Raw genomic sequence first — 12365 nt, 5'->3', positions numbered from 1 at the left:
TCTTTTAAATAAGGCTGCCGGCTGATACGTTCAGTCGTTTGCTCCAGTAGAGTGCTTCTCAAGCAATTGCATGATGTTTGGTGAAGCTTTTTCCTGCTGAGTTTGATTCCCCTGCTGTTTCACTCTCTCTTCCACGATAACTCTTTCCACCTTTTCTCCCATCACTTTTCCTCCATTAATAATCTTTTGAGCGTGATTTAACAAATATCAACCCTAAACACAAGAACATAATGAAAATCAGATAAAGGACATTCACCAACTCAATTCCCGTCCAGTTCCACACACCAAGTAGAATCTCCTTCATATGATAAAAAGGATTGATATCCACTAAGATCTTCAAATAGCTTGGCAGCTGCTCTACAGGGAACATAAGTCCTGAACCGAACAGCACATATTGGAACATGATGATGGTGTATGGCAGGACCTGCCTGGAGTTCTTGAACAAATTATGTGTCGATAAACTGAAGAGCAAGGTAATCCCGATAATGGCTATAAAAGTGAGGATGAACATAAACATGTGATCAGTAATGGTTGTCTTGAACACGAACACCCCGATGGCCAGTATCTGCGCAAATCCTAACAGGGAAAGAAGGACTCCCCTTATTACATAGGTTAAGATGATTTGAAAGATACTGATGGACGACAGCACCATTCTCTTATGAATTCCGCGTTCTTTCTCGGTTACATACTGAAGGCCGATATTAAAGAATAGAACCAGGAACGAAATCAGCAGACCATATATGGGAATGTACGGGCCAAAGTTCTCCGCTCCTCCGATCTGGGCGCTGAATATCTTCATAAAGACGAAGAAGAATATACCAGGGAGAATCATGATTGGAAGGGCAAAAAAAGGTTCCCGGAAGAAAACTAAAAAGTCATACTTGCTCAGCTTCAAAAGTGATTTATTCATTGGCCGCTTTCCTCTCTTTGATGATATTAAAGTAAGCTTCTTTAAAATACAGGGTTTGGTGTTTAGTCTTGAGTGCCCTCGGCTTTCCTTGCTCAACAATCCTTCCATCATTTAGAATCAGCACTTCATCAGCATAGAGGTCGACTTCTTCCAAAGAATGCGTCGAAAGAATGATAGTGGCTCCTTGTTCTTTGGCTATTTGAATGCTCTCCCACAAATCATTGGTTGCTTCCGGATCAAGTCCTGTCGTTGGCTCATCCAGGAACAGGAGCTTTGGGGAGTTGAGAAATGCACATGCCAGCAGCGTCCGCTTTTTCCAGCCTCCGGATAACTTTTCGAATTTGACATCGAGGTGGGACTCCAGGGAGAAGGTAGTGACGACTTCGTTCACCCTTTCCCGGCTGATCGTATGGAAGGAGGCAAACAAATCAAGGATCTCCTTGATTTTCAGATAGGCATACATGCCTCCCTCTTGAAATACCACACCGATATTGGAGCGGATCTTAGAAAGGTTAGCTGATTTTTTCAAATCCATCCCCAGTACGCTGACTTCTCCAGAGTCCCATTTCTTTAACGTCATCAGGGTTTCAAGAAGGGTTGTTTTCCCTACTCCATTGGGCCCCATCACAGCCAAGATCTTGTTTTCTGTCACATCGAATGTTATTCCCTTTAAGACATGCTTGGTTCCGTAGGATTTTTTCAGATTATTTACTGTTAGTATCATTTTCTATTCACCCTCGATATTGATAATAGTTGAGTTGAAGCTGTAATTGTCGAATGCAAAAACCTGATTGATTGGCAGCTGGACGTCTTCTGCTAAGTATTTCAATGTATTTTTCTCCAAATAGTACACTATCCGATTGATAAGGCCTGCTGTCACCAATGTTTGGGGAAGTGCGGGTAATGCCGTTATTCCTTTGAAGTTTCTACTGAAATCCCCATAATCACAGCTTTCTTCATTCATCACCAAAGGACCGACGATAAACTCTTCTGAGTAGTACCCATAATGGATGATCAGCCCTTCCTCTGCCGCCTTGCTGTATTCCTCACCTGATATGATTCCTTGGTCAAGCAAGCGGTTGTCGAGGATGAACACGTTTTGTCCGCTGAGAGAGTCTTCCTTGTACCTTCCAATGTTTTCAGACGAAATGATGGACTGGATGAAGTCTTCTGGCGTTTCATAGTCTGAACCGTTCATGCTTAGCAGCTTCTTGAATTGAATATCTTCTGCCTCTTCTTTAGTTGGGGACATGATTCTCACCCTCATATCTGTTTTTTCAAGGGATCGGACCAGTGCCAGACTGGTTTCATTAATTCCCCAGATGATATAGGTGCATTCTTCCTCTTGATGATCCCGATAGGTTTCAAAAAGTGTTTGCAGGTGTATTGTCCGGTCGAATTCATATTGAACAAAGTCCTTTTTTACTTCCTGATCGAAGAAATCTCTCTTCTCAAAGAGATGTGGATAGCTTGTGAACAATTTCAAGATCAGCTTTCCTTCCAATCTTTTTACTAGTTCCTGGACTGTTGTGAACCGCCGAATGACGGATTCAAAGTCCAGCGGCTGCTGCAGGAAGGCTTCGTTCACCTTGAATTTGAGGATGATTTTCTCCTCGTTCTTATCAAGGACAATTACTTCATTCTTGATTCGTGGGTTGAGTAAGATAAGAAAGTCCTCCCTCAACCTTATTGCCTGATCTCCCGTCATGTCGTTCACCCCCCTAAAACTGTGTAGAATACCATTTTCTCTTTGGGAAGATGCAGCAGTTTCTTTATTTCATTTTCGTGAAACCCTCCCAGAGGGACACTTGAAATTCCTTTGTACGTACAGGATAATAAGAGGTTCTGCGCCATATGCCCTGCCTCCAGCAGCATGATGCGATAGGAAAGCTCCATATACTTTTCAGCCAGATCCTTGTCATTGCCCACAAGGACGACAGCAAATTGAGCATTTTCCAAGGAAAAGAATCCTACATCTGTCGAGGCACTGATTTGATTGATTTGAGTGAGGTCGATATCTGCCATTTCAACAACTTCATTGCTGTTAACATTGAATTTATAAACTTTCTCTTCCAGCAGCCCGCTCTCCACAGAACGGCGGGTCGGAAGGATATAGATCTCGATGGAGTAGAACTGGCCTCCGGATGGGTAGGTCCGTTTCCGCTCTTCTTCTTTACTGATGCCGAAGCTGTAGAGAAGGATTTCTTTAAAATCTTCTTCCCCTAAATCCGCTCCATCAAAGAGCCACGAAGTCCTTCTTTCTCTAAGGACTTCAACGAAAGACTTTCCTGATGATCTTTGAAAGTTTTGGGGATCCACTTTATACTTTACCCGCTGCCCTTTTGAATCTAAATTCTTGACTGTGTATTCCTTCCGCGGCGCTTTACGCATTTGAATCGACGGCGCATGCCTTGATACCCTGTGGAGCGTCTCATATTGTCTCTTGGTCTCTTGCAGGTCAAATGAAAAGTTCCACTTCAATAGCTTTCAACCCCTTCCCTTGAAAGGATCTTGGCAACTGAACTCTCCAGGTTGGGAGGAAGGCCGATACGGTTGTTGTACATATGAATATAGGAGAATATCAAATACGGAAGCTTGTCCCGATGCCCGGCTTCGATGATGTTTGCCATGCTGCTTTTGATCCCTTCATTCTCCTGCTGATATCTATCGAAAGGACTGCCCGTGGAGATACTCTTCTGTTTCCAGAATAATGTCCGGAATTTCTGTATCTGATCCTGCCTGATTTGGCCCTGCTGATCAAACCGGCTCCAAAAGAATTCATATTGGGCCAGGAGTTTCTCCTTTTCATCGTCAGTCAAAAAGCCCAGCAACACCAAAAAGAAATCGCAAGCCAGCAAGAGCTTGGCTGATAATGAAACGGGCCCTTGAGATTCTCTCAATTTCCCCAGGGCTATCTTGCTCGTCTGATGAAATATAGATTCAGAAAATGCCATGATTTCTTTTCCTCCATACCTCTCGTATTCAGGCAGGTAGGGTATCTCTTTGATTGACATATCTTCAACCCAGTACAACTCTTCCTCAGAGGGCCGCTCGCCGTCAAAGGAGTGCCGCTTATAATACTCTTCTTTACTCAAGGTAAATGGCGGCTGGTATCCTGCCTTGAAAGAGTCCAGGGAGCGTTCCAGCGAAACATCCACCAGCTCGGGATGCTTTGATTGATAGCGGAAGCGTATATGTGGTCCACCCTGCCAGTAACGGATAAAGAAGAAACGGGAAATCGTATTCTTATTTTCTTCCAAGAAAGGGTTCAAATATTCTTTCAAAAATAAATCATGGTAGGACATATCGTGAATGAAGATATGCCTTGAGTTCCATTCCAATTCACATCACCTCAGTGTATATTCAACAGGGAGATTCGACTGGCCGAACAAGCACCCATATAAAAAGTACTCCTGCACGCCAGTTTTGAATAGTTCCTGAAGATAGTTGTCGTTCAAACTCTTGAACGGCCTGGAAAAGGCACGATCATTCGCAAAGCAGACCGATAGGACATGCATAAATTCCCCTGCCTGTATATGGGCTTCTATGAATCTCTCAAGATCATCTTCCTGACTTTCAATAGATACTACTGCCAAGAAAGGGATCTGATCAATATTCATGAAATCTCCGCCCTCTTGAAAAAAGGAATATAGTTGGATCTTGTCATCCAGCAGCGTTAACTGCCCCTCTTTGTACTGATATCCGCCTTCCCGGTAACCTTCCACGTTCTGAATGCCCAGATAAAATTTCAGCTTATGATCTGACAGGGTTACCGTCAGCTCCTGGAAAAAATGAAGGAACTGCTCAAAGGATTCCTTTGGATAGGCTTGTCCGGAACTATACAGGCCAAATTTGGAATTCATCGAGGTCCGCTTTTCCCATTTACTTTTAAGATCCGCTATCACAGGATAGGACTTATGGGGAAACCTGACACTTTTATCTTTGGCCTCTTTCAGCAGCGAATCGAGTCCCAGCCAGGATAACTCATCGGCATAATTATATTTCTTCTTAACGGTCACCGGGTTCCAAAGCTTTTCCCCTATGCCAGTGGCTTCCCCTTCTTTCAGCGGTATTGAGAAAAAGATATGGCAGTCATCCCCATTCTTTATCCTCGTTTCGGTAAAGGCTTCGTTATATTTTTCAAAAGTGAAATCAGCGTCTCCCGCCTGCCTGCCATGAATATGAAAGGCAAGGTTCAAGGCTGCCATAATATGTCCCGCTTCGAGCAGGCACAAAGCAAATCCAAATTCCCCATAAATGGAACAGACTCTCCAGGTATCCGCGCATATAGTCAGCTCAGTCGTTTGGGATTTAGAAGGACAATATCCCAGATAGGCGAATTCATCCTTCCCGCTATCATATAAGTAGCAGCGGCCCTTGTCCGAGTAAACCGGAAAGAAAGGATGAATACTCCTCGGCGAAGGAACAGCCTTCCGGAATAAATACGGATTGCCCTGATGGTATGTTTTGTATGAAAAAACACTTCGGATAATGGACGTTGTTAAGGAAGCAAGCCCTTGGGTGTCCTCATTTCTTTCCTGCCCGCTGTAATGGAATACAGTGGCTGCCGGAGGTACATGCTGTATTGAATTCACCTTCCGATTTCGTTCATATCTTTCCCTCGTGTAACGCTTGAATAAATCACTCACGGGAACGGATGCGGTTCCTTCCCGGCTATGTTCGTTCTCCCCCGGTCATAACAGCCAAGCCTCCCGGAATTGATCCTTTCATTCTGCTTGCCGAAAGTCATGGGCTGCAGTGTCGGGATGAACACTTTCACTACATGAAGGTCCATCTCTCTAATGAGGTCATTCGGCATATTGCAATAATAAAGCTCCGGATGGTGGGTCAATATCTTCTCCAGGATATTCCTGAACGAAAAGGGAAAGGACGGCTCCATCTCTGTAATAGTCGTTCGCTCCAGACTAGACAGGTTATCGAGGAGGTAATCAAAGGCGCCTGCATTTTCTTTGAAAGCGTAATAATTCACGTGGTCCTCCATTTTTCTTACACCCTCAGGATTCCCGATAAGATACTTAAGCTCTTCCTTCTCTTTCCCCAGCTTTTCTTCATAAACAATTATGGACGTTGCAGCTTCCACAAGGGCGGCAAATATGGCTGCTTCCGGCTCATAATGCGACCCTGCCGCGTTATAAAGATGGATACTGGCATTTTCATTCTGATTTCTGATCAAAATCCATATGGTCGGAATCTCTGTCTCAAGCGTAATATCAAAGAGATGGATTTCATACCCCAGATCACAAAGCGTTTCGAGTACATGTTTCACTTTAGGATCTGTAATACTCGATTGGTCGACCCGTTTCGGAAGTTTTTTGGTATACCAATGAACCAGGAAGCAATCCCGTTCCACTGCCTCTAACGCCGCATACACCAATGCTTCTTCGGGACTCCCTCCGAGGGCGGTACCGTTTGACGTTTCATATAGAAATCGTTCCTCGCCGCGAAGAAGCTGGTTGTCAAAGTACATCATTTGCTCGGGGATGAGAAACTTCTTCCCTGAACCATGTTCTATACATTCACTCCAATACATCACGGCATCTTCTTTGAACACTTGATTCTCGCGAAGAATGTACTTGGATGGATGAAGAACCCTCTTCCCTTTTCGGATGAGATTTTCGTATGAGTCGTTGATAGGTTCCTTGAATCGCGGCACCATGGATGAATATCTTTCAAGAAGCTCCAAAATGGCTGCATTGCGGGACGCGGTCAGATTGACCGTCCGGCCATATGAATAATATTTCCGATTGCCGATATTCGCCTCAATGGCATACATTGGAATTATATTTGATTCCGCATCCCGGAAAATATTCTTACCTGGCCCTGTATCCCAATCGATGATTTCGTCTTGGTATTCTTCTATCAAACTTGAAATCTCCAAACTTGATTTCACTCGATATTCACAAGAATCCGCAAATATCTCCTTCTCCCTGGCAGCAGGCTCCACATGGTCACTGCACTCATTGCAAAAAGGAGTTTTTCTGATTTTTTTCCATTCGTATTCGAACGTCTTCTTATTGATAATCAGGACCTTGTTAATGAAAGATTCCGGTGCCATGTTCCTGAGTACGCTATCCGTGATGCTTGTACGGTCAAAGGTCAAGCCAAAGTCGATTATTTCTTTATAATTACTGCCATTGGCTTCTAAGAGATGATAAAAGCAATGAAAGCATCCATTCATCTCGTTCTCGATATAAGGACCAATAAAAACATGTGACGCTTTCTCTATTACGCTTACCTCATTGGCATAGTGGCTGCTTCCCTTTTTTGAATGCTGGACAGTTGTCAAATACATTTACTTCACACCATTCCTATAGAACTTTCCAATATACAATCCCTGTGTTTCAAATTCGGGTTGATGGATCCAGGGCTGCTCATAGATTTCCATTTCTTTTGAAGCTTCCGCCAAATCTTCGAAGATGGCCGCCTGACCGCGAATGGAGGAAGGATACTGCATAGTTACCAGCGGCTGATTCAGATACTCATTTGGGAACTTCTTATCGTTGATTAAAAATCCTGTAATCTTCGCAAGTCCCCGCAGTATTTCCTCTTTCAGCACAACCGAAGGATCACTTTTATACAGGACCTGGTTTTGTTCATTAAGAAGATACAGACAAAAGACATCCCTCGAGAAAATATAGTTGGCGACCACTTTTATTTCTGAAATCCTTTCTGTAAGCCCCAGGTTGTAATTGATCTTTTTACAAATATCCCGAGGCAGGGACTCTAACTGATAGTAGTCCACTTCTTCTTTATGAAATGCGGAAAGCCCTTTGATATAAAACAGTTCCCTTGTGGCGGCCGAAACCCACTTGCCCTCCCCGGGATCCTCATCTTGCAAGAAAGCCTCAATCCCATTGGTCAGCGCATGGACGGCGGCCTTCTTATAATCGTAATCAAACACCCTGTACCTGAAGCGATTTCCAAAGCTTATTTCATAAGGAGAAACATTCAGACTGACCGGCAAATCCCTGTCCTGCTGATTAATATGTATAGGCAGAAGGTTCCACTGAAGCAGCTTACTTTCTACTTTCTGTATAAAGTCGATCGGTTCATTTTGGATTTCAGGATGATCATGGAATGTCCGTTCATAATGCTTCAAGGTAACTGCAATCCCTCTTGTGCTGATGGTTTCATCCCTTCCATTTTCATAGAGCAGCGTGATCGTATTGTCCGTTTCGGTCCCATTCAACATCTTCATCAGGATTTTCATGGGTAAAATCTCTTTTCCCAGGATGAAGCCGTTTGTTTGAGTTATTTTATTCCTCAGAAGGCTCTTCGCCAGTTCAACGTCTTGTTGATCGCGCCAATGAAAAAGCGCATAGTTCTGATTGATATGGAGGATGCATATATCCCCCTCAACTCCATTGGGACGATCATTTTCTTCCAGCCATATGACATTCTGACTCCTGGGTGCCCCGGGATTCACCAATCCATTTTCGTGGAAAAACCCCGTGTATTCATCTGGGAAGTTCAGCAGGTTCACATGAGTTGAACTAATATCCCTTACAACCTCCTTGTATTGGTCAAAGGAGTTTTCCAAATAATGATACAAGTAATCGGAAAGGGTTCCGCTTGGATCCCGCTGGTCGACCAACCCCTGTGTTACCGCGAATTTCAATCCCTTCTTATACTCCACCGTCCTGTTATGAAGGTCCAAAACCTTGCCGCTTGCATACTCTGCGAAAATATCGAGAAGGAGAGTATACATCTGTTCATCCATCTTCACTTTCAGGGACTGCTCATTCTTTTGGATGATAAGCAAATCCTCCTCCTGCAGATACTTCGGAAAGAAGTTTGTTCTTGTTTTAACGAGCAAAGCTCTCCCCCCGTTCTTCCAGGATTTGTTTCCATGTGGTCCCGTTTGTACCCAATATGTACTTGCAAACGATATAGCATGCTGCATTCTTTTCATTGAATTGGATGCCCAGCATATGGATGAACTTATAAACAATGTTGATCAGATACTTGAAGATGGAATGTTCCCTGTGCTTTAAAAGATCATCAATATTCTTGTTGAGCAGCTCATCATGGAACCCGCTGCCGATTTCATTGATGTTCTGATGAAGAAGTGCATTTTGCTCATCAGGCGAAAAGTACCCTTCATCATGCTGGTGCAAAAGCCCATCTAAGTTATCTGTGATTAAATTGAAAATAGTCCTGAGGGTTTGTTTCCATTCCTTCCCGAACGTATCGTCATAGTCCCTTTCCTGAAAAAACTGTCCGGGGTTCAAGAAGTCATAAACCTTCTCATACGTTTGGATGTACGCCTGTTTCTTCCCTCTAGTATCTGCGATGGCCAACACCCCTTCAATATTGGACACATAGACCAGCACGGCGTATTTTTCTTCAAATTGCGAGAATTGAAGAACATCCCGGTAGAATCTCGCGGTATATTTAATTCGTTCCTCTGAGTTGAGGGATCTGAGCTTTCCCAGATTTCCGCTTATGAAAGACTGTATATGGAAGAGTGATTGAATATGAACCTTCAAATGCTGAAAGGAATTAAAGCGCTTCTTAACATATGCCGGGTCTATCATGCCTGCTTCCACGGACAAATGGGTGTCTGCTTTAACTTCCCGGTATTCCCTTCTTTCCATTTGGGCAATCGCCGGGGTACTCTTTCTATAGGCTTCCACGTTTTGTTCCAGCTCTTCCTCCGTTATATCTCCCGCAATCTCTTCGCAATAGGCTGTGAACTCCCTCTCCACCCACTTCATGTCCATATCAGGGTGTTCATGGATGATTCGATAACAGGGACCTCCGAACCAATCTCTCTCTGCATAGTAAGGGATCTCCATCTTGTCAAAGAAAGGAATGATGAAATCAAAGAAGACGGCCTTCTTCTGTTGTTCCGTCCCAAAGAAATAGAGCCTCAATTCAAAAACATCTTCAAGCTTATTCATTTGGCATGTTCACCTCCATCTGATATTCGGTATTAAAAGAATCACCGCCGCTATTCGGTAATAATTCCTCTAGTACAATCCTTCTCTCATCCCTGATGAATTTCTTGAACTCCTTAAACATCATGGGGGAGTAGAGGTTGATGTATTGCGGTTTCATATCTGAACGATTCGAATTCTCGAAATCGTATGTTTCCGGGTCAACGATTCTGCTGATGAAGAATTCCAAGGGCAGTCCATTCTGTTCAAACGTTTCAATAACTGCCCTATATTCCTCATAGACAGAATCCGCAGAACTTGATGCCAAGGCATCGCAATTGATCAGCCATTTTTCCCGGAAAAGGACTACGTTTCCCAGTTTCATACGAGGGGTACGGTCTTCCACCAACACGCCCTGCTCTTTGGCAGCTTCCTCCCAGAGGGGAAACAGCCCCGCATCAAACCTCGGGGAAATCGAGGTGGTCAGCATCCGGATACTCGGCGGCATCATGTAATCGACAAGACTTCCGATGTAGTCAATATCCATCGGTCTGTCCGGATTTTCCGGATTGATAGTATCTACCAGCTTTGTACGATCGTTATATTTATAAAAAAGGTCTTTACTCCATAGCGTGCCTTCATCATTGGAGTTGATCTTACTGTATGGAATCATCAGCCTGTTCTTCAGGAACCTTTGGTGGTAGTTTGCATTGAAGCCAAAGCCTTCCCGTATCTCATATACGTCTTCCGGAAACGAATCGGAGATATACTGTTCGAAATCAGGATCATCATATAACTCCGGGGAGTATTGAAAATAACGGATGAATAACTTCAAATGCCCGGCATACAATTTATTCAAAATATAGGAATCTCCGGATTTTTGAAATAAGACAGTAGATGATAAATGTTTCTTATCAAACCCTGTCCTGGCAAGGAATCTTCTGTATAGCTCATCGATGGTTTCCTTTGGTATGGCGGCAATCCCCTTCTCCTTCTTCAAGTTCCGGAACATACGCCTCAGTTCCCCTTTAATTTCTTCAAGAACCCTGGCGCCTTCTGATACGAGGCCCTGAACCGGTACGATTACATTGGTCCAATTCGTAAACTTCATTACCTCTTCCATGTACAAATCCCTGATTTCCTTAGCTCCTATCGGTCTCTGGCTGCCGCTGTACCTTTCTTTAAATCGGTGGGCAAATTCGTACTTAAACTGCAGGGGAATGTTGGTTAAGACTGCAAGTTTCTGAATAAAGTGGATATCAGATTGGAAATCTTCTTCAGGCAGGAGCTTCTCCCCGGATTGAGTCACTACATAATCCTCGTAAAAAATGTTTTCCTTTGCGAACGTATACGTAAATTCTTTTTCAATTTTGCTTAATTCTTCTGTAATGGCAGAATAAATGCCGAACCGCTTTTGAAAATCTGCTGCTTTGTAATCTTCAAGCAGATCAATAATGGTTTCGAGGGTCTCCATAATCACATCTTTCTTTTCTGAAGTGATATCAAACCCTCTAACAATCTGATAGAAACTCTCCAGAATATCCGGGGAATATTCATCAAGCTCAATATTGGGATAAAGGATTCCCTTTTTTAGCAGCCCGTCAACGAAAAAGGCATGTGCCTTTTGTTTATCAGTAAACTTCAACAGTACGTCGATGACTTCTTTATAGCCCATCACCCCATTGAATTGAGCAAGCGCCTGGAATATTGGGTTATTTTTTGCGAGAAAGTGATTTTCAATATTATTGAAAATTTTCCCCCTGTTGATATCGTATCTCACAGTGAACTCGACAATTTCATTTTTTCCGTAAGAGGCGCCCGCATAGGCGTACTTCATATGTGGCATGAACTCAGGATCAACACTGATTAACTGGATGATCTTTTGCAATATGTAATAGTTCACTTCGAGAATATATTCAGTTTGGCCGGATCGGCCTTCCGCTTTCTCTTCATTGAATTTTTTTAATTCAATGCTGGTGAAAGAGCTGAAGGGACTTGTTTTAAAAGCAGACCTGCTCAGGATCCTCAACAGCGTACTGTCCATCTTCTTGGTTTTCGCTTTATGCAGCCCAGGGTCTTCCGACAAGAATTTACTCAGTTTATTATGCATTTTATAATTAACAAGAGGGAGCGGATTCGTCAGCACATCCTTGTTCTGGAACATCTTCCAGATATCCCGTCTGTTGTTGTTTTCAAGATCATTGAATAGGATTTCATTTGAGGTATGTAGTTCTTCCAGCTGGTCATATCCAGCTATGTATCTTTGCAAATCAGCCGCAATGGAAGCCGGTGCATCGTCGATTTTAATTTTTTTATTGTTAAACACCTTACGTTTGTAGTTGAGAATTTTGTTGTCTTTGGAAGTGGAGAATTCCGATTCAAGGGCAGACACTATTTCTTCCCTCGTCTTTTCAAAAGCCGCTGCTTTATCAAGGTATTGTCTGGTTTCTTCCACTAGGCGGGAATCACGAAAAGGATTGAATTCCGAGTAAGATATGGTGTTCTTTCTAATCAAATACCACGGGAAAATCATATAATGTACCTCTTTCTATTAA

The 12365-nt window shown here is 43.2% G+C and carries 11 protein-coding genes; all 11 read right to left on the bottom strand.

Annotated elements, in window-relative coordinates:
- Positions 1-30: 30 nt before the first annotated feature.
- From AC4E8A_RS02320 to AC4E8A_RS02270, 11 genes are read right to left on the bottom strand one after another with little or no spacing between them, the layout of a single operon-like run.
- Positions 31-162, bottom strand: coding sequence for a hypothetical protein (locus tag AC4E8A_RS02320; RefSeq protein WP_490196571.1), 132 nt, complete (start codon positions 160-162; stop codon positions 31-33).
- A gap of 13 nt (positions 163-175) precedes the next feature.
- Positions 176-910, bottom strand: a complete 735-nt coding sequence (locus AC4E8A_RS02315) for an ABC transporter permease (protein WP_490196570.1) — start codon at positions 908-910, stop codon at positions 176-178.
- Positions 903-1634 (bottom strand): ABC transporter ATP-binding protein, encoded by a 732-nt coding sequence (locus tag AC4E8A_RS02310; protein ID WP_490196569.1) that lies wholly within the window; start codon positions 1632-1634, stop codon positions 903-905. The genes AC4E8A_RS02315 and AC4E8A_RS02310 overlap by 8 nt, the downstream gene beginning before the upstream one ends.
- A 3-nt stretch (positions 1635-1637) precedes the next feature.
- Positions 1638-2618 (bottom strand): hypothetical protein, encoded by a 981-nt coding sequence (locus tag AC4E8A_RS02305; protein WP_490196568.1) that lies wholly within the window; start codon positions 2616-2618, stop codon positions 1638-1640.
- A 5-nt stretch (positions 2619-2623) separates the two neighbouring features.
- A complete protein-coding gene (locus AC4E8A_RS02300) occupies positions 2624-3391 on the bottom strand; it encodes a SagB/ThcOx family dehydrogenase (RefSeq protein WP_490196567.1) in 768 nt (255 codons plus the stop codon).
- Positions 3388-4251 carry a thiopeptide-type bacteriocin biosynthesis protein gene (locus AC4E8A_RS02295; protein ID WP_490196566.1) on the bottom strand — a complete coding sequence of 288 codons (864 nt, stop codon included), beginning with the start codon at positions 4249-4251 and terminating at the stop codon, positions 3388-3390. Before AC4E8A_RS02295 ends, AC4E8A_RS02300 begins: the two co-directional genes overlap by 4 nt.
- Before the next feature lie 6 nt (positions 4252-4257).
- A complete protein-coding gene (locus AC4E8A_RS02290; RefSeq protein ID WP_490196565.1) occupies positions 4258-5559 on the bottom strand; it encodes a hypothetical protein in 1302 nt (433 codons plus the stop codon).
- Positions 5556-7223: a YcaO-like family protein gene (locus AC4E8A_RS02285; RefSeq protein ID WP_490196564.1), complete on the bottom strand. Its 1668-nt coding sequence runs from the start codon at positions 7221-7223 to the stop codon at positions 5556-5558. Before AC4E8A_RS02285 ends, AC4E8A_RS02290 begins: the two co-directional genes overlap by 4 nt.
- Positions 7224-8747 carry a hypothetical protein gene (locus AC4E8A_RS02280; RefSeq protein WP_490196563.1) on the bottom strand — a complete coding sequence of 508 codons (1524 nt, stop codon included), beginning with the start codon at positions 8745-8747 and terminating at the stop codon, positions 7224-7226.
- Positions 8737-9834: a hypothetical protein gene (locus tag AC4E8A_RS02275; protein WP_490196562.1), complete on the bottom strand. Its 1098-nt coding sequence runs from the start codon at positions 9832-9834 to the stop codon at positions 8737-8739. The genes AC4E8A_RS02280 and AC4E8A_RS02275 overlap by 11 nt, the downstream gene beginning before the upstream one ends.
- Positions 9827-12343, bottom strand: a complete 2517-nt coding sequence (locus AC4E8A_RS02270) for a lantibiotic dehydratase (protein ID WP_490196561.1) — start codon at positions 12341-12343, stop codon at positions 9827-9829. The genes AC4E8A_RS02275 and AC4E8A_RS02270 overlap by 8 nt, the downstream gene beginning before the upstream one ends.
- Positions 12344-12365: the final 22 nt, after the last annotated feature.

The organism is Bacillus sp. SRL337, from assembly GCF_984799155.1.
The sequence above is the reverse complement of the archived record's forward strand: the minus strand, read 5'-3'. Positions and strand labels throughout refer to the sequence as shown.